We start from the raw sequence: 17808 nt of genomic DNA, 5'->3' as shown, positions 1-17808 counted from the left end.
CCGCGCCTCCCTGCCCACTCCCAAACTTCTGGGGGATCTTCATGCACGTTCGCTCGTTGCCGGCGCTGGCCCTTTGCGTGGCCGGCCTGTCGGTCTCTCACTGCGCCTGGGCGCAGACCTCTGTCACGCTGTACGGCCTGGTTGGACTCGACATGGCGAGTTCCAAACGCAGCGGGGGCCCACCCGCAACGCTCATGCAGCAAGCCCCCGGCTTGACCGCGCCCTACTGGGGCATCAAGACTGCCGAAGACCTGGGCGGTGGCACCCGCGCCATCGCCGTCCTGGAGAGCTTTTTCCAGCCTGACACCGGCGGCATGGGCCGCACGTCGGCCGACCCGTTCTGGGGCCGCAACAGTTACGTCGGTCTGGAAGGCAGATTCGGCAAGCTGACCTTCGGGCGGCACACCAATCTGATGTATCTCGGTGAGCAAACCCTCAACCCATTCCAGGCGTCGATCCTGTTCTCGCCGCTGGTGATGCAAACGTTCGTCGCCTCATATGGCGGCGCCATCGCAGGCGACACAGTCTGGAACGACGGCATCCAGTACAGCAGCCCCAACCTGAATGGCCTCAAGGCCACAGCCGTGTATGCCTTGGGCGGAAAACCCGGCGCGCCGGGCATCTACAACACTGCTGCATCGCTGCACTACACGTCGGGGGCGTTCACCGCCGTCGCGACCGTGCAACGCAACCGGATCGTTGCAGGAGCCGCCGCTCCAAGCCAGGACGCCTACCTGGCCGGTGCCGCCTACGACTTCACCTGGTTGAAGCTGTACGGCGCCATCCAGGGCACGCGCACAAACGCCACGGACATCGGTTCGCATACCTATGAGGTCGGTGCTTCCGTGCCGCTGACCGCGCAGTTGTCGCTGTTGGGCGAATGGGCAAACACACGCCGCACGGCGCCGCGCGGCGTAGCCACCACGCGCAACACGGCGGCAGCGGGACTCGACTATGCCTTCTCCAAGCGCACCGATGTCTATGCCGTCAGCGTCTACGACCGGCAAAGCGGCGGCGCAACGGCCATGACCTACGCCCTCGGCATCCGGCATCTGTTCTGACGCGCACTGGCTATCCGGGTCTACCCGCTATAACCAAATCAGCGTTTTGTATAAAAAAATAAAGCTCTAAATCCAAATGATTCTCTACGTATAATTTTTTCTGTCTGTGTATACACGAACGCATCAGCACAGACAGGAAGGGCCTTAGAGCCGGCTACGCAAGCGACGAGCAGACGAAACGATCTGCCGCTACGCAAGCCGCCCTCCCTGCAGCAAACACACAAAAACTCGGAGACCCAATGAAAAGGAACCTTATCGCCGCCGGCGCCCTGCTGTGCGTGTGCGCCACCGCGCAGGCAGACTCGCGCGTCTGGCTGTCCGGCTACGTCGATCTGAACATCTCGCACCTGATTTCTTCGGGCAACGGCACCACCACGCGCATGTCGAGTGGGGGCTTGAACAACTCGCGCTTCAACATCAGCGGGGTTGAGGATCTGGGGGACGGCAACCGGGCCGTGTTCACGATCGAGCCGATGTTCTCGGCCGATGACGGCAAGCAGGCGACTCAGTTTCGCCAATCCTTTGTGGGTCTGAAGAGCGACAAACTGGGCGAGATCACGCTCGGCCGCCAGTTCACACCGTCGTACTGGATTGCCGGCTATGCCGACCCCAGCTGGGCGGCTGATTTCAGCATGGTCAACAACATGGAGTTCTTCTACGCGTCGTACCGCGTAGACAACGCCATCCAGTACAAGACGCCAAGCTTCTTTGGTTTCACGGGCCGCGCGATGTACGCCACGGGCCTGGAAGACACCACGCGGGCCGGACGCTTCCTGAGTACAAGCCTGGAATACCGCAGCGGCCCCCTGTTCCTGGGTGCGGTGAGCGAGCTGCAGTACACGCGCGACATCTTCAACAGCAGCCGCATCAACTCGTCGCGCGACAACTATTTCTCTGCCGTCTACAAGATCGGCGGCTTCGAGCCCACGGCCATCTTCCACACGTACAACGGCTATTACGCCTACCCGCCATACGTTGCATTCAACTCGCGCGGGTGGGACGCACAGCTCGGGGCGCGCTGGAACATCGACGGCCGCAGCCGCGTCTACGCAAGCGCCGTCTACCGTCACGATGACAACAACACGAAGGTCTCCAACGCCGTGGGCTTCGTGGCCGGCTACATCTACGGGCTATCCAAGCGGACCGACCTGTATGCAACCGTCGCGCACATCAAGCTGAAGAACAACGTGTCGGTCCCGTATCCGGTGACGTGGCAGGCCTACCCGAACGCGGGCCAGAGTCCCACCGGCTTCCAGATCGGCATCCGCCACGCATTCTGATCCGTCTTCATTCCAAGGAGAAACCCCATGCTTCGATCGCGATATCCGCGTCTGAAAACAGCCCTGACACAGGGCGCGACGCTCGCGTTCATTCTGGCCACGGCATCATCGCAAGTGATAGCGTCCGGCCCCGCGCCTACGGCTGAGGCAGCACCCAGCCAGGCACCGGCCGCTGCGCCTTCGGGCACACCCGGCACGCCCAACGTGAAAGACCCATACCTGGCCGGCTGGTTGCGCCTGACGCCTGACCGCAAGCCTGCCTCGCTCAAGGCGGGTGTCGACTACGGCATGGACCCGGCCACCGGTAAGTTCATCTGGCCGAAGGCCACGCCGGAAGTGCATGAAGGCAAGCGCTTCCCTGGCGAGATGACCTCGTGGGACAAGAAGAGCTACGCCAAGAACGTCAAGGTGCTGGCGTTCTATCCGGGTGTCGGCTCGCCCTTTCATGCGTGGAACAACATCCTCGACTTTCAGGGCAAGCGTTACCTGTACATCCACGACCGCGACTACCTGCGCATCATGGACGTGACCGATCCGGCCAACGGCAAGGTCGTATTTTCCAAGGGCGGCGTGTGGGGTCCGAAGGGTTCGAGCGAGAAGTACGATCCGAACACCGTGCAGGACTACCTGGGCGGCGCCACCATCGCGTGGAGCAAGAAGCTCGGCAAGCCGGTGCTCGTCGCTTCGTTCGAGATCGGCCGCTATGGCCTCATGACCGAAAAGATCGATCAGCCCGACAAAGTGGCCGCACAGCGCAGCTACAACTCGCTCAAGGGCTTCAAGGTATTCGAGATGGACGGGCCGCTGCCTGACCAATGGAAGCTGATCGCGACCCGGACGACCGACTACCAGCATCCCAACGCGCCAATCGGCCAGCAGCAAGGCTCCGGCTCGCTGGACGCGCCTGAATACTATGGCGGCAAATACATGATCCTGTCGTCCGCGCCGGATGACAGCTATGCGCTGACGGAGTATCCGAACTATCTGTACTCGCCGGGCTACCAGGTGTGGGACATGTCTGACCCGGCCGATCCGAAGTTCGTCTCGCAAATTGCGGTGCCAGGCCAGATTCTCGGCAATCCTGAACACGAACAGGCTTATCTGATGAACCCGCGCGCGGGCAACCGCACGTCATGGATGGGTTCGCGCAACCCGATCTTCCTGCCCAAGCCACTGGAAGCGGGCGGCAAGATCGGATTTGGCGCGATGGGCGGCCTCGGGTTGTATTCATTCGATCTGTCCGACCCGGCCAATCCGAAGATGCTCAGCAACGTGAACACACCGCCAAGCTTTGCCGGCACGGAGTACGACAACGCCGACGTAAGCCAGTACGCGCGCACGGGCTATGTGTTCACCAACGGCTATCCAATGAACCGCGATTGCTATGAACCGTACAAAGACATCTTCGTGGTCGATGCACGCGACCCGAAGCACCTGAAGATCGCGACCAAGCTGCCCGAGCCCGAGATTCCGCAGGGTGCGCCATTCACGAGCTTCTGCCAGCGCGGAGGCAACTACGGCCCGAAGCGTGCCAATGCCATCGGCCAGCCTGGCGGCTGGAAACAAGGCATCGTTCCGTACTCGTTCTACAACGCGGGCGTGCAGATCTATGACGTGAAAGACCCGGCACATCCGTCCATCGCGGGCTATTTCATCCCCGCGCTTGCGGATCAGACACAGCTCCCTTCGTACACGCTGGGCAAGGGTGTGTTCGCGATCTACACCGAGTACGACCGCAACATCATCTGGGCCTTTACGGAGGATGGTGCCTACGCGCTGTCGACGCCGTTGCTGGGCGAGCCTGTGATGGGCGCACCTGCCAAGCCCTGGCCGCATCGCTAGTCAGTCTTTCGCACCGGGCGCCCGCCTGCACAGGCTTGCAGCGGGCGCCTGCATCTACCAAATGCAGAATCCATGACGTTGATGAAATCGGCAGTGCTCTCCATGTTTGCGGCGTTGTTCGGCATGCTGGTTGTGCCCGGGCACGCCGCGCCTTCTTCCAGCGAAGAGACGTGCCGTGCGTGCCACACGATGGACACGACCAAGATCGGGCCGCCCTTCCGCTCGATTGCCGAGCGCTACAAGGACGATCCTGATGCGATTGCCAAACTGAAGAACAGCATGCTCAAAGGCAGCAGCGGCAAATGGGGCGCCGGCACCATGCCGTCGAACGCGATCACGCCGGAAGAGGCCGGCCGGTTCGCGCGTTGGATCATGCAGCTCAAGCCGGTTGCCGCCAGGTAGTTGGTAGCTAGACCTTCCCGGCGCGAAAGCACCCGGCCTCGTGGTCATCGACCATGCCGGTGGCCTGCATGAAGGCGTAGCAGATGGTCGGGCCGACGAACTTGAAGCCGCGCTTGACCAGCGCCTTGCTCATCTCCTTGGACGCATCAGTTGCGGCGGGTGCGTCGCGGTAGCTGTCCCAGCGGTTGACGATGGTCTGGCCATCGACAAACGCCCACAGGAATGCGTCGAGCGAACCCATTTCTTCCTGAAGTTCCAGCACCTTGCGCGCGTTGATGACGGCGCCTTCCACCTTGGCGCGATTGCGCACGATGCCCGGATCAGCGAGCAGCTTTTCGATGCGTGCCGGCGTGAAGCGCGCCACGCGTGCGGCATCAAACCCCTCGAACACTTCCTGGTAGCGCGCCCGCTTGCGCAGGATGGTCTGCCACGATAACCCGGCCTGCGCACCCTCCAGGATCAACATCTCGTAGAGGTGACGATCATCGTGCGAGGGCACGCCCCATTCGGTGTCGTGGTACGCGATCATCTGCGGGTCTTCGCCCGCCCAGCAGCAGCGCGCCATGTGTTGTCTCCTAGATCCAGCCCGATTTGCGCAGCTTGCGATACAGCCACACGCAAGCCGTGGCCGTGCACGCCAGCACGATGGGATACCCCGCCGGATGCTCCAGCTCCGGCATGCCTTTGAAGTTCATGCCGTAGTTGCTGAACACCACGGTCGGAATTGCCAGAATAGCGCCCCACCCGGCCAGGCGCTTCACGATGTCGTTCTGTGTGACGGACACCAGCGCCACGTTCACGGAGATCGCCGTGGTCAGCATTTCACGAATCACGTCGAGCGCACCCACCGCGCGGTGCGCATGGTCGGCAATATCGCGAAAATACGCGCGCAGCTCTTTGGGCACCACGTCTTCATGCAGTCGCACGAGTTGGCCGGCAATGTCTTCCACTGGCAACGCCGCGTTGCGCAGCCGCAGAAGCTGGCGTTTGAGCGTATAGAGCCGCTCGATGGCCGCGCGATCGAACGTGTCGCCAAAGATCTGGCTTTCGATCTGCTCGAACTCTTCCTGCAGGCGTTCGAGCACGGGCTGATAGTTGTCGACCACAAAGTCCATCACCGCGTACAACGCAAACGGTGCGCCCTTGGCAAGCAGTTGCGGCGTACGCTCGCAGCGCTCGCGCACCGGCGAATACGAGGCCGACGGCCCGTGCCGCACAGAAACGAGAAAATCCCTGCCGACAAACAGGTGCGTCTCACCAAAGACGACGTTGCCGTTTTCCATTTGCGCGGTGTTCAGCACGATGAAGAGCACGTCGCCGTACAGCTCGAGCTTGGGCCGCTGGTGCGCATTGCGCGCATCTTCAATGGCAAGATCGTGCAGGCCGAATTCCTCCTGCACGCGGTCGAGCATGGCGTTGTCCGGCTCATGCAGACCCAGCCAGACGAACGAGCCCGGTGTGTGCAGCACATCGCTGATGGCCTCGACGGAAAGGTCACGCTCGCGCTTGCCGTTACGGTACAGCGCGCTGTTGATCACCATGGACATGGTTGTCTCCGGAACGCATTCAGCGCGCATTAGCGGTCTGCGGGCTGATCTGCGGTCTTGATATCGGATGCAGTGGAGGCCGCAGCGGCCAGCGCCGGCACTTCGGCCAGGCGGGTTTCGATTTGCGCCAGCGCTTCGGATAGCGCGTGGACGAGATCATCCGGCAGCCCATCGAGCGTGGCATTGATGAAGGCGATGCGGCGGGGCATGCATTCGAGCACGATGGCCAGGCCGGCGTCTGACAGCGACACGTTGGTCAGGCGGTTGTCGCGCGCATCGGTTGTGCGTTCAATCCAGCCGAGCTGCTCGAGCACCTTGAGCTGGCGGGTGAGCGCGCCGGGGTCCATCTGCAGGCGCTCGGCGAGCTGCTTCTGGGCCATGCCGCCGCCGGTGTTGTCGTGCAGCGCCAGCAGGATGCGCCAGCGCGGCATTGGCTGGCCGACATGCGCCTCGAAGGCGGCCATGAACGCACGATAGGTGCGGCCGAACTGGTGCATGACGGCGAAGCGTTCGCGTTCAGAGGTCATCGATCAGGGCTGAGATTGCTGGGGAACCGCGCATCCTAACCGCTCCGGCGTGTCTCGCCTATTCCGTGTGTTGCACAGGCTCGACATGGTGCAGCACCACGGGCGGCACGCGGCGCACATACCAAAGGCCAATCAGCGCCACCACCGTCGCCACAATCAGCCCAATATGAATGGCACTGACCAGCACATGTCGCGCAGCTTCGAGCAGCGCCGCACCATCGTGGCCGGCAGCATGCAACTGCGAGAGCAACGCGGCTTGCGAATCATGATCGATGAGAATTTCGGGATCGGCAAGCTGGCGCAGCCATTGCATCGCTTTGTCTGCGCTTAGCGCATTGGCAACGCCCGAGGCATAACGCTCGCTCACCAGTGTGCCAACCAGCGCCGTGCCCACCATGCCGCCCACCATGCGCAGCGATTGGAGCAGCGCCGTGGCAATGCCCAGATGCGCGCGGCCGGCTGTCTGCTGAGCAAACACGGTCAGATTGGGCAACACGAACCCGAGGCCGAGACCGGCCAGCAGCATCAGCAACGTCAGCACTGTATGCGGCATGCCCTTGGACGACACCGACATGCCGGCCACCGCTACGGTCAGCAGCGCAAAGCCCGCATACAGCATGGCGTTGGGATTGGGAATGCGCGTGACGATGCGCCCGTTGATGATGCTGCCCAACGTGATGCACACCACCAGCGGCGTAATCACAAGGCCGGCCTCCTGAGGCGACATGCCAAACCCGCCCTGGAACAGCAACGGCGCATAGAACAGCACCGCAAACATCGAGAAGCCCGACAGCAACGCCAGCATGAACAGCGCGGCCAGCGCAGGATTGCGCAGCATGTCGAACGGCAATAGCGGCTGCTCTGCACGCTGCTCCCACCACCACAGCGCCACGAACGCCGCGGCCGACAGCACCAGCCAACCGAATAGCGGCAACGACAGGCCATGCCGCGGCAGCCATTCCACGAACAACTGCAGCGCACCAAGCGCCACCGTGATCAGCACCGCGCCCTGCCAGTCCAGCCGGATACGCCCGGTGTGCACGTTCTGGCGCAGATGCGGCAGGAAGCGCCAGGCAAACCACAGCCCCAGCACGCCGAACGGAATGTTCACGTAAAACACCGACCGCCAGCCGAACGCCTGCGTCATCCAGCCGCCCAGCGTCGGGCCGATGGCGTTGGCAATACCGAACGACGCGCTCAGCATCACCTGCCAACGCAAACGTACACGCGCATCGGGAAAGAGATCGGGAATGCACGCGTAAGCCGTGCCGACCAGCATGCCGCCACCAATGCCCTGCAGCGCCCGCGACCACACCAGGAACGTCATGCTGCCCGCCATCCCGCACATGACCGAGGCCAATGTGAACACCACGATGGAGGCAATCACAAACGGCTTGCGCCCGTAGAAGTCTCCCAGGCGGCCAAAAATCGGCACCGTCACCACTGATGTCAGCAGGTACGACGTCGCCACCCAGGCATACAGCTCAAAGCCTTTGAGTTCCGCCACCACCGTAGGCAGCGCCGTGCCGACGACGGTTTGGTCGAAGGCGACCAGAACAACGACAAAGCAGATGCCGATCATCGCCAAGAGCGATTCCTTGAACGGCAGGACCTGGGTACGGGAGTGCGGGAGCGCGGTGTGGACGGCCATGGCGGCGGGGAGGAATACAAATGATGCATCAACGATTGATGCGTCAACTAACAGTGTAATGGAATCGTGCCGTGTTTGCTGGTGACGGTGATCGGGAAAAATAAAGTCTGTCGAGGTGCTTTGACGGGCACACGAGCCAGCTGCTGCGTTCTCTGGCTAAGCGGGTGCAGCCCGAAGCGGCGCAACATCAGCCTGCGCAGGATGCACGCAAGGAATCAGCTGCCTTGCTGGGCTTTACGGCCCATCATCAGCGCGCATGGCGGGTTTTTCATCCCGAAGAGCTTCGGCATCTCGCTGGAGCTGACGGGTTCGGTCAACACTGCGCTGCACTGCTGCATCGCCGCCTACATGCGGTGCGTGCTGGTGACGTAGGCAATCTATGCTCGACGCAACGCGCCGCAGCCTTGCTAAGCCACTGAGGAACCCGGCGAGCCGTTGCTGCCGACATGCTCGTGGGCAGTGCTGGCAGGCTGTGCGGCCACGTAGCGACCGGGCCGATGGTTCAACGCAATGCTGAGGTTGAGCGCGACCGCCCCGACCAGCGAGGCCGCAAGTGCCATCGGGCTGACCACGACCAGCGAGGCCAACACGATGCCCACATCCACCGCCATCTGCAGTTTGCCAGCGCGAATGCCGTACTTGTCCTGCAGATACAGCGCGACGATGTTGACGCCGCCCAAGCTGGCCTGGTGCCGAAACAGGACGATAAAGCCCACGCCCATCAACGTGCCGCCAATGACACCCGCATACAGCGGATTGAGCGATCCCAGCTGTACGAAATGCGCGTGCACCTCGCTCAGCCACGACACCAGCGCCACTGCACAAAACGTCTTGAGCGTGAAGCGCCATCCCATGTGCCGCACCGCCAGGTAATAGAACGGCAGATTGATGGTGAAGAACACCACGCCAAAGGGCAGCGATGTGGCGTAGTGAATCAGGAAGGCCACGCCGGCCGTCCCGCCTGACAGCAGACCGCCCTGCTTGAACAGTGTGATGCCGAGCGACACGAACAGCGTACCGGTAACGATGGCGAGCACATCCTCAAGCAGGCTATGCCGGGTAACGCTTGGGACATTGTCGGGAGCATTCATGGGGGGCTCCTTACGGATACCGTGGACACGGCGCCGACTATGCCGCTGGTACGTCCGTCGGTTCTTTGATCCAAGCCAACCGTGCGTGAATCAGCCTAACCCCGCGATGCAGACGTTGTGTACTCGCCGCAGCCGTTCGGCGTCGTGCCAGTCAGAACCCGCCCAGAAGTTGAACGCGTCCGACAGCAACCGGCGATGGCCTGGATCGCCACACGGCTTAACAAGCTTTCCATCCATGTGCGGCAACCCCATACCACTGCAGTTTTGAGGCTCTGTCCGGCGTCTGCCTAGACCGGCTGAGACAGCAATCGCTCGAGCGCTTCAAGCCTATGTCTGCGTATTGTGGTGATGGCGTAGAAGCGTTCCTGCAATTGCGTAGACTGCCCTACGGTCACCAGGATTCCAGCTCGCAACTCATCTTGAACGACAACTTCAGGCAACACAGCCAACCAGCCGCTGTCACGTGCAATCAGACGCAGCATGGCCATGTCGTCTATCTCCGCCCGCAATCGGGGGACCACACCCATTGACGCGCACAGAGCGTCGAACTGCGTTCTAAGCGCGTGGCGCGGCCCAGGTAACGCAATCTCAAGCCCATCAAGATCTTCTGGGATGTGCAGAGTTCGGCCTTTCCAGACTGCTGCTGGCCCTACCAGGGAAATGGATTGGCTACCGAGATACTGACAGTGGAGAGGGCGATCCGGATTGGTGGGCACGCTTTCATTGGCGAGCACCACGTCAAGTTGGTGCTCGACCAGCCGGCCGAGCAAGTCTTCGAGAACCCCGGATTCGAGAGTGAGTAGCACTTCGGGGTCGGCCAAGAGCGGCTTGATCCAGTTCTCCTGATAGTTTCTTGAGAGGGTCGCCACACTTCCAACGCGAAGTCGCGTCATTCCCTCGCTTCGGCCAACCAATCTTCCGAGCATCTCCTGGCCGAGTCCGAAAATGTCTTCAGCGTAGGACAGCACGACCTGGCCGGTCTCGGTCAGCACCAGGCTGCGTCCTTCCCGGCTGAATAGGGCATCGCCAAGTCTTTCTTCCAACTGGCGGATCTGAGCGGAAAGCGCCGACTGGGAGGTGTGCAGCTCACGGGCGGCGCGCGTGAGGTGTCCTAACTTGGCCACGCGCCAAAAGTAGAACAAGTGATGGAAGTTAAGCTGCTCTAGCCTGATCATTCTGATTTATATATCAAATCGTTCTGATCATTGAATTTTACAGAATGATTTCCAGAGGAGAAGATGCGGGCACACGAATTTTCGCCAGCGCTTCCCATGGACATCGTTCACGTTCTTACGGCTGTTTCGACACTCCTGCCGGCAGGTTTGATGGGGGTGGCCGCCCTCCTTCCTCGGTCCGCCCGCGCGAGTACGCCGACACTTTGGCACGGCTTTATCGCGCTGTCGGCGATCTCCTTGTGTGCTGCCATATTCTCTTTGGCGTGGGCGACTTGGAGTTCCGGCGAGCCTCTTGGCAACTCCGTCCTCTCGCCTTGGCTGCACCTGTCCCTGATCGGCGGTTGGATGGCCGTGCTTGTCCAACTGCTGGGCACCTGCATCGGCGCGTTCTCTGCGCGGTACCTGCAAGGCGAGCAAGGGCAACGCAGCTATCTCGGCGCGCTTGCCGGGGTGTTGGCATCTGTGCACCTGCTGCTGCTCGCAGACCATTGGGTGGTGTTGATCGCGGCCTGGGCGACGATCGGCGTCGCGTTGCAGCGTTTGCTGTGCTTTTATCCCGACCGACCATTCGCAATGCTTGCCGCGCACAAAAAGCGCTTGGCAGACCGGTTGGCAGATGTCTTCCTGGTTACGGCAGCAGCGATTGCCTGGCACGAGGTGGGCAGCGGTTCTCTGTCGCAGTTATGGCTTCACATTGCGCGCGAAGGGATATCCGCCAGCCTTCAGGTCAGCGCGGTCTGCGTCGCCGTCAGTGTGATCTTGAGAACAGCTTTGCTGCCCGTGCACGGATGGCTCATCCAGGTCATGGAGGCTCCGACGCCCGTATCGGCGTTGCTGCATGCGGGTGTAGTGAACCTGGGCGGCTATGTGCTGATCCGATTTGCCCCTCTGCTCAGCCCGAGCGCGCCGGCTCGCTGGCTGCTGATCACGGTCGGGCTGACCACGGCGGTCATGGGCGGGTTGATCATGCTTACCCGGATCAGCATTAAGGTCCGGCTGGCCTGGTCCACGGTGGCGCAGATGGGGTTCATGGTGATGGAGTGTGGATTGGGCCTGTACACACTGGCAGCGCTTCACCTCCTCGGCCATTCGCTTTACAAGGCGCACGCATTTCTCTCCGCGTCCTCGGTGGTCGATCGGCTTCGCGTGGAACAGCTCCTTGGCCATGAAAAGCGCTCTCGCTTGAGTTTGTACGCAGCCCCCGCCATCGCAATCGGCATCGTCGTCCTTCTTCATGCGCTGGTGGATCAGGTTCCCTGGCCCTGGTGGTGGAGCGGCATTCTGGCGCTTGCATGGGCGCCAATGCTCTGGCTGCCATCCGTCAAGGAGGGCTCCACCACTGCAATGCTGCTGGCCCGACTTGTCGCAAGCCTGATCAGTATTGCGGGTCTCATGGGCGCAGCAATCGTCCTCCACCTCTTGCCAACTGGCATAGCGGACCACGCCGACACAGGTGGCGGCATTGCAGCGTTGCTCGGTATGGCTGCCATGCATTGCGTCTTGGTGGCGTTGCAGACATCTCCCCACGCTTTGGCTTCTCTGCGCCGTGCCTGTTATGCGGGCCTTTACTTGGATGAGTTCTACACCCGTCTGGCGTTGCGCTCCTGGCCGACCAAATGGACGCCAAGTCGCTCGGATGTCTTCCCACTCGCAGTAGCCCGGGCCGCCAAGGCGAATGCAAACCAGTAAATGCTGCTCAAAGAGGTTCACATGAACAACGGTATTGCCTCCTCCACCAATCCCGGCCCGACGTCGGAACATAACGCAGCCTGCGTCAACCTTGAAGCCGAAAAGTACACGGACGCTGCGCGGCTGGAGCAGATGGAAGCCGCCTGCAAACAAGCATGCGCAGCGATCGCGCCGGCATGGCCGTTAGATCGGGCTATTGCAGTCAATCCTCATTGGGGCCGGGTGAGCATGCCTGTTCGCCAGGTGGCAGCTCGGATGGCAGTGCTTGGGGGCATCCAGGTGTTTCCCAGACGCCCAAGCCTGCGCCAAGCATGGCAATCTGGCCGCATCACCAAAGACGACGTCGAATATGCGCTTGCGGCCTTGCCCGCCGCCAACGTGTCCGGTCTGACGGCTTCGCAATGTCTGAATGCCATCAACACCGATTGGTCAGCGCCACGTTTGCCGTTGCTGATCGACATACTTGACACCGATCCATTGCGCCATACGAGGCTTTCTTGGCGCGAGGCCATCACGCACCAGGTTAGCCAAAGTTGCGCCGCTTACTTCGACGAGAATCAGTCGGACTGGGCAATCCAGAAAAACGATGGGCTGTATGCCTTCTGGCGCGACACGTTGCGGCACGATCGCGGCATTGGCTTGCTGATGGGCATTCCGCATCTTGATCAGCATCTGGCGGAGTTGCCGCCTACGTTCCGGGACGCGGAGCACTGGGCGCTGGAGCAATTGGATCTGCCCAGCGATGTCTGGCCAGATTATCTGGAAGCCGTATTGCTCACGGTGAATGGCTGGGCATCTTGGTGCGCCTACCTTGGGTGGCAAGCCCATCAGAGCGGAAAGGAAGATCCAAACCTGCGTGAGTTGCTAGCCATCCGGCTTGCCTGGGGCGCCGTTCTGCAGAAGTGTCATGACGACTACAGCACGAAGACCGCCATTTCAACCCTTCGCAATGCCTGGCGCCGCGCAGCTTCAACGCTTGCAGAGGCCGAGGACGCTTTGCTGATCGACGAGGTTTGGCAGTACGCCCTGGAAGCCGGGTACCAGCGCCAGCTAGCGCATCGTGTAGGAGCGTCCTGCGTGTCGCCTGAGCCCTCCGAGATTGAAGTACAAGCAGCGTTTTGCATTGACGTCCGCAGCGAACCCTTGCGGCGTTCTTTGGAGGCCGTCTGGCCGGCGGTCCAGACGGTGGGCTTTGCGGGATTCTTCGGCATACCCATCGCCTACACGCCGCTCGGAACAGGGGCACGGCGCCCGCAACTACCCGGCTTACTGTCGCCCTCGATGGAGGTGACAGACAGTGTCCACCTCAATACAGGCCAAGACGGACCCTCTGCTGACGGTACGGTCACACGCGCACGGCGCACCCGTCTCGGGGTTGCCGCACAGTTGAATCAATCCAGTCGCTGGCCCAGCGGTGCGTTCTCGTTTGTCGAGATTGCAGGCGTGGGCTACGCCGGCGCGCTGTGGCGGTGGGTCCGTCCGTCGACGCAGCGGCGCGCGCGTGCAGACTTGGCAGGATTGCCCTCCCGGTACAAGAAGGTATGCAGACCTGCACTGCTGTCGCAGTCTCCACGTGAAAAAGCTGACCTGGCGGCGCGCGTGCTCCGCGCCATGGGGCTCGCTCACAATCTGGCCCCACTAGTGGTGCTCGTCGGTCATGGCAGCCAGTCGAACAACAATGCGCATTCGGCATCTTTGGATTGCGGCGCATGCTGTGGCCAAAGCGGTGAGGTCAATGCCCGCACCTTGGCCCTGCTCCTCAATGACCCGAAGGTGCGCGCCGAGCTAGTCAACTTGGGCGTCGACATTCCAGCACGGGTGCAATTTGTGGCGGCGCTGCATAACACGACAACCGACGAGATCGAAGCCTTCGACCTCGACCTGTTGCCCGAATCCGCGCTTGAGCGCTGGGCACGCTTTGAAGACGCAATGAAACACGCTTGCGACCAGGTCAGACGCGAGCGTGCGCCCAAGCTGGGTGTCGATGCACGTTTGCCGCATGATCAACTCTTGACCAAGCTCCTGCGGCGCGCCAACGACGGCGCACAGACGCGACCGGAATGGGGGCTGGCCGGCAATGCGGCATTCGTGATCGCTCCGCGTTATCGGACCCAAGGTGCGGTGCTCGACGGACGCGTGTTCTTACATGATTACGACCACCGCACCGATCCCGACGGTAGCCTGCTCGATCAATTGCTGACGGCGCCCATGCTCGTGACCCACTGGATCAACTGGCAATATCACGCGTCAACATGTGATCCACAACATCTGGGGAGCGGCAGCAAACTCCTGCATAACGTCGTCGGCAGCTCAATCGGGGTATTTGAAGGCAATGGAGGCGATTTGCGAATCGGCCTATCCCGGCAGTCGCTTCATGACGGAGAGCGTTGGGTCCATGAGCCGCTTCGGCTGACTGTTCTGGTGGACGCGCCACAGGAAGCCATTGACCGGGTGATTGAAAACCAGATCGTCGTCCGGCAACTTGTCAGAAACGGTTGGCTTCACCTCTGGCGGTTCGGACACAACGAGCTTCAACGCTACACCGATGGCAAGTGGCAACCGACCGGGCTGAGTGCGGCGTGAGACAACCACGTCAGACCGCCAGGGGGACTTCCTTCTGGCAGCTCGGACCAAGATAGTCTCTACACAGTGCAGCCAAATCGCGTGAGCGTCTGAATCAGTATCCCGATTCATGAAAGAGGAAGCGCGAGCGCAATCACCAGGTTGAATGTTCGAGCAGTTCCTCACAGCGCGCGATGACGGGAGCATGGGTATTGATGCATTTCCGACTCATCAACGGGCATTGTGGTTGGCTGTAGAGAAATGCGCTGTTCGCCGTTGTAGCGGGGCATTACCCTACAAGGGTGATGAGGAGGACTCGTGAAAAGGCTCTACAAGTCATTAGCCCCCAGGCATTACCGAAGCGGCGAAGCAGCAAAACTGGCTCGGATGCCGGCATCCACGCTGCGCATTTGGGAGCGCAGATACGCTGTAGTCTCGCCGCCGAAGAGCGCTTCGGGCCAACGCCTCTACACAGAGGAAGACATAGAACGCCTGCGCCTGATCAGAGGCCTTGTTGATCGTGGGCACCCAATCAGTGCCGTGGCGAGCTTGAATGCGGAATCTCTGAAGGCGCTAGTGGAATCATCTGGCATCGTTCAAGCGGCCCACGTTGAGCCCATTTCGCTTCTGATCGTAGGCCCGGTGTCATTTGACATCGCTAATTGCGCTTGCTCCCACATGCGTGTCTGCGGGCACCCCAGATCGCTTGAAGAGGCAATTCGAAGTGCACGCACAGGTATGAGGGCGGATGCACTGCTAGCCTCTGTTCCTTCGCTTCAGGAAGAAACGATTTCACGCATTGCGGCACTGGCCGAAGCGGTGCACGCGAAAGCCGTCAGCGTGATCTGCTCAGAGGCGTCAGCGCGCGCAACCGAGCGCGCGGGCCTGGGCGGCATACGCGTCATCCGACAATCCGACGCTGAAGCCAAGCCTGAACCGCTCGTCGCAGAGCTTGTCGATTGGGCTACGGCGCTCCGCCAGGCAGACATCTTGAATGCCGACAATCGCAGGCGCTCGGCCCGTCGCTTCGACGACAAGGCACTCGCCGCACTAGCCGGTCACGCCTCAGCGATTCAGTGCGAATGCCCCCGGCATTTGGCTGAACTCGTGAGCCAACTCAGCGCGTTCCAACGCTATAGCGATGAGTGCATATACCGCTCGGCACGTGACGCCCTGTTGCACCGCCGGCTCGGGAACGTCGCAAACCGGGCGGTACAACTGCTTGAGACCGCGCTTGCCGAAATCGTCCGTCAAGAAGACTTGCTCAACGCGGCTGAGCGCTAAACCGCTCCGACACGCCACGCAACGGTAACCATGAGCAGCTTCAAGCGATATTTCCAAAGCCCCCTGCCCCTGCGCCTTTTCTGTTCAGTTGGGCACACGTCAAGAAGTCATCATGGGATTTGTTTGGATTACCGGAGCTAGCGGCGCTGTAGGCGCTGCTCTCGCTCGACGATTGAACAGCGCAGGCATTCCGCTTGTGCTGACTGCACGAGACGGGAGCAAGCTGGAAGAGCTTGCTGGCTCGCTGAAGTCGGCCCCGACACTGATATGTCCAGCCGATGTTACGGATCGGAATAGCGCTCAGCTTGCAGTCGAGGCCGGTGTCGCTCAGTTTGGCGCGCCGGAAGGCCTCGCGCACTGCGTCGGTTCGATCATCATCAAGCCGCTGCATCTGACTTCGGAGGACGAACTCAAGCAGGCTCTCGACGCCAATTTTTTCTCGGCGTGGAATGTGTTGCGTCTGTTTGTACAGCAGGCTGTTCGCCACAGAGTGCACGCAAGCGCGGTCTTGATCGGCTCGGTTGCCGCCACTGCCGGCTTCCCGAATCACGAAGCAATTGCCAGCGCGAAAGCTGCCGTCGGAGCGCTTGCGCAGTCGGCGGCTGCAACGTATGCGGACCGCAATATCCGCGTCAATTGCATTCATCCGGGGCTGACCACGTCAGCAATGTCTTCTCGCCTGACAAGTGCTCCAGCAGTTGCGGAGCGACTCGCAAAAACGAACCCGATGGGCCGGCTCGGACAAGGGGAGGACACCGCGGCGCTTGCGGAATTCCTGCTCAGTCCTGCAGCCTCCTGGATCACCGGCCAGCAGATCGGCGTGGATGGCGGCCAAGGGCGACTACTCGTACCACCCAAGTCATGAGTACGCAGCCGAAAGATTTGCGCGGCCTGGCCGTCCTGCTCGGCATCGGCGGCCTCGTCCCCTTTATCGCGTTGGCGTGGCTTTGCCTGCGGGACGCCTCGGGGAGCAGCGAATACCAGCATTCGCTGGTGGTGTACGCGGCGTGCATTACATCGTTTGTAGGTGCGGTGCACTGGGGGCTCGTACTTGGCGAGGCAAACGCCACGCGCAGGCATGCCTTGCAGCTTACCTGGAGCGTTGTGCCATCGCTCGCAGCGTGGGGCGCAACCATCAGTGGCGAGCCCCGCACCGCGCTCGTCAGGATGGCGCTGGTGCTGGCAGCCTGCTGGCTGACGGATGCCGTTTTTTTACGTTGGGGGGCAATACCGGTCTGGTACTTCCGGTTGCGCAGTCTATTGACCTTCGTAGCGGTGGCGTCGCTCATGCTTACCGGTCTTGCAAGCTCGGGGTGAGCGCTGAAGATCGTTACCCCACAAAGACGAGCTTTGCGCCAAGTTCATCAACTTCATCTGTGTCTGGAGTCTGTTCGGAGGGCCACGTGGCAATCAATTCAGAGAGTGGAACCGTCATCTACAGGAACATCGGTTTGGGCGACATTGCCCGTTACCGCTTGCCCTGGGCCGGTAAGGTGTCCATCTTGCACCGTGCCAGCGGTGCGCTGATGTTCCTTCTTCTTCCGTTCGTGCTGTACTTGTTCGAGCAAAGTCTCACGTCGGAAATCAGTTTCGCCAAGTTCGCGGCGCTTCTGTCCAACGGCTTTGCCAAGGTTGTCGTCCTTGCCCTCATCTGGGCATACCTGCACCACTTCTGCGCCGGCATCCGTTACCTGATC

Annotated in this window: 16 protein-coding genes and 1 pseudogene; 11 read left to right on the top strand and 6 right to left on the bottom strand. The window is 61.3% G+C overall.

All coding sequences use genetic code 11. The features are described 5' to 3' along the window. Nucleotides 1-41: 41 nt before the first annotated feature. From NKG59_RS24490 to NKG59_RS24475, 4 genes are all read left to right on the top strand, one after another. Complete coding sequence (locus NKG59_RS24490; protein WP_253542427.1) at nt 42-1061, top strand: porin; 1020 nt, start codon at nt 42-44, stop codon at nt 1059-1061. 239 nt (nt 1062-1300) lie between these two features. Further along, nucleotides 1301-2341: a porin gene (locus NKG59_RS24485; RefSeq protein WP_253542424.1), complete on the top strand. Its 1041-nt coding sequence runs from the start codon at nt 1301-1303 to the stop codon at nt 2339-2341. Between the two features lie 27 nt (nt 2342-2368). Then, complete coding sequence (locus tag NKG59_RS24480; protein WP_253542421.1) at nt 2369-4183, top strand: LVIVD repeat-containing protein; 1815 nt, start codon at nt 2369-2371, stop codon at nt 4181-4183. 72 nt (nt 4184-4255) lie between these two features. Then, nucleotides 4256-4585, top strand: a complete 330-nt coding sequence (locus tag NKG59_RS24475) for a c-type cytochrome (protein ID WP_253542419.1) — start codon at nt 4256-4258, stop codon at nt 4583-4585. Nucleotides 4586-4592: 7 nt separating this feature from the next. Here NKG59_RS24475 and NKG59_RS24470 read toward each other — a convergent pair whose 3' ends face one another. From NKG59_RS24470 to NKG59_RS24455, 4 genes are read right to left on the bottom strand one after another with little or no spacing between them, the layout of a single operon-like run. Then, nucleotides 4593-5150: a DNA-3-methyladenine glycosylase I gene (locus tag NKG59_RS24470; RefSeq protein WP_253542417.1), complete on the bottom strand. Its 558-nt coding sequence runs from the start codon at nt 5148-5150 to the stop codon at nt 4593-4595. A gap of 10 nt (nt 5151-5160) precedes the next feature. After that, complete coding sequence (locus NKG59_RS24465) at nt 5161-6132, bottom strand: magnesium and cobalt transport protein CorA (RefSeq protein ID WP_092971241.1); 972 nt, start codon at nt 6130-6132, stop codon at nt 5161-5163. A gap of 29 nt (nt 6133-6161) precedes the next feature. Next, nucleotides 6162-6659: a MarR family winged helix-turn-helix transcriptional regulator gene (locus tag NKG59_RS24460; RefSeq protein ID WP_045206442.1), complete on the bottom strand. Its 498-nt coding sequence runs from the start codon at nt 6657-6659 to the stop codon at nt 6162-6164. A 58-nt stretch (nt 6660-6717) separates the two neighbouring features. After that, on the bottom strand, nt 6718-8310 hold the full coding sequence (locus NKG59_RS24455) for an MFS transporter (RefSeq protein WP_253542415.1): 1593 nt from the start codon (nt 8308-8310) through the stop codon (nt 6718-6720). 173 nt (nt 8311-8483) lie between these two features. Between NKG59_RS24455 and NKG59_RS24450 the strand changes: the two are divergent. Beyond that, nucleotides 8484-8682, top strand: a pseudogene (locus NKG59_RS24450) (nitrate/nitrite transporter); the annotation flags it as partial. A gap of 35 nt (nt 8683-8717) precedes the next feature. Here the strand turns inward: NKG59_RS24450 and NKG59_RS24445 are convergent. Together NKG59_RS24445 and NKG59_RS24440 are read right to left on the bottom strand one after the other, a co-directional pair. Further along, entirely contained in the window at nt 8718-9401 is a 684-nt protein-coding gene (locus tag NKG59_RS24445; RefSeq protein WP_045206438.1) for a YitT family protein, read from the bottom strand. A 287-nt stretch (nt 9402-9688) separates the two neighbouring features. Continuing rightward, entirely contained in the window at nt 9689-10573 is an 885-nt protein-coding gene (locus NKG59_RS24440; protein ID WP_253542690.1) for a LysR family transcriptional regulator, read from the bottom strand. A 99-nt stretch (nt 10574-10672) separates the two neighbouring features. On the opposite strand from NKG59_RS24440, the gene NKG59_RS24435 reads away from it, so the two are divergent. The 6 genes from NKG59_RS24435 to sdhC all read left to right on the top strand — a co-directional run. Then, on the top strand, nt 10673-12265 hold the full coding sequence (locus tag NKG59_RS24435) for an NADH-quinone oxidoreductase subunit L (protein ID WP_253542413.1): 1593 nt from the start codon (nt 10673-10675) through the stop codon (nt 12263-12265). Further along, on the top strand, nt 12266-14848 hold the full coding sequence (locus NKG59_RS24430; RefSeq protein ID WP_420804052.1) for a YbcC family protein: 2583 nt from the start codon (nt 12266-12268) through the stop codon (nt 14846-14848). 297 nt (nt 14849-15145) lie between these two features. Then, entirely contained in the window at nt 15146-16111 is a 966-nt protein-coding gene (locus NKG59_RS24425) for a MerR family transcriptional regulator (protein ID WP_253542411.1), read from the top strand. Nucleotides 16112-16199: 88 nt separating this feature from the next. After that, nucleotides 16200-16976, top strand: coding sequence for an SDR family NAD(P)-dependent oxidoreductase (locus NKG59_RS24420; protein ID WP_253542409.1), 777 nt, complete (start codon nt 16200-16202; stop codon nt 16974-16976). Then, on the top strand, nt 16973-17428 hold the full coding sequence (locus NKG59_RS24415; protein WP_253542408.1) for a DUF3429 domain-containing protein: 456 nt from the start codon (nt 16973-16975) through the stop codon (nt 17426-17428). The genes NKG59_RS24420 and NKG59_RS24415 overlap by 4 nt, the downstream gene beginning before the upstream one ends. Before the next feature lie 86 nt (nt 17429-17514). After that, a partial coding sequence (gene sdhC, locus NKG59_RS24410) for a succinate dehydrogenase, cytochrome b556 subunit (protein ID WP_253542404.1) occupies nt 17515-17808 on the top strand: 294 nt, incomplete at its 3' end.

Origin of the sequence: Ralstonia chuxiongensis (assembly GCF_024158925.1) — a bacterium.
GTDB lineage: Bacteria > Pseudomonadota > Gammaproteobacteria > Burkholderiales > Burkholderiaceae > Ralstonia > Ralstonia chuxiongensis.
The sequence above is the reverse complement of the archived record's forward strand: the minus strand, read 5'-3'. Positions and strand labels throughout refer to the sequence as shown.

Coding starts and splice junctions, on each gene's coding strand:
- NKG59_RS24445 (WP_045206438.1), bottom strand. CDS start 9,401: ATGAATGCTCCCGACAATGTCCCAAGCGTTACCCGGCATAGCCTGCTT.
- NKG59_RS24455 (WP_253542415.1), bottom strand. CDS start 8,310: ATGGCCGTCCACACCGCGCTCCCGCACTCCCGTACCCAGGTCCTGCCG.
- NKG59_RS24430 (WP_420804052.1), top strand. CDS start 12,266: ATGCTGCTCAAAGAGGTTCACATGAACAACGGTATTGCCTCCTCCACC.
- NKG59_RS24470 (WP_253542417.1), bottom strand. CDS start 5,150: ATGGCGCGCTGCTGCTGGGCGGGCGAAGACCCGCAGATGATCGCGTAC.
- NKG59_RS24480 (WP_253542421.1), top strand. CDS start 2,369: ATGCTTCGATCGCGATATCCGCGTCTGAAAACAGCCCTGACACAGGGC.
- NKG59_RS24490 (WP_253542427.1), top strand. CDS start 42: ATGCACGTTCGCTCGTTGCCGGCGCTGGCCCTTTGCGTGGCCGGCCTG.
- NKG59_RS24465 (WP_092971241.1), bottom strand. CDS start 6,132: ATGTCCATGGTGATCAACAGCGCGCTGTACCGTAACGGCAAGCGCGAG.
- NKG59_RS24485 (WP_253542424.1), top strand. CDS start 1,301: ATGAAAAGGAACCTTATCGCCGCCGGCGCCCTGCTGTGCGTGTGCGCC.
- NKG59_RS24475 (WP_253542419.1), top strand. CDS start 4,256: ATGACGTTGATGAAATCGGCAGTGCTCTCCATGTTTGCGGCGTTGTTC.
- NKG59_RS24435 (WP_253542413.1), top strand. CDS start 10,673: ATGGACATCGTTCACGTTCTTACGGCTGTTTCGACACTCCTGCCGGCA.
- NKG59_RS24460 (WP_045206442.1), bottom strand. CDS start 6,659: ATGACCTCTGAACGCGAACGCTTCGCCGTCATGCACCAGTTCGGCCGC.
- NKG59_RS24415 (WP_253542408.1), top strand. CDS start 16,973: ATGAGTACGCAGCCGAAAGATTTGCGCGGCCTGGCCGTCCTGCTCGGC.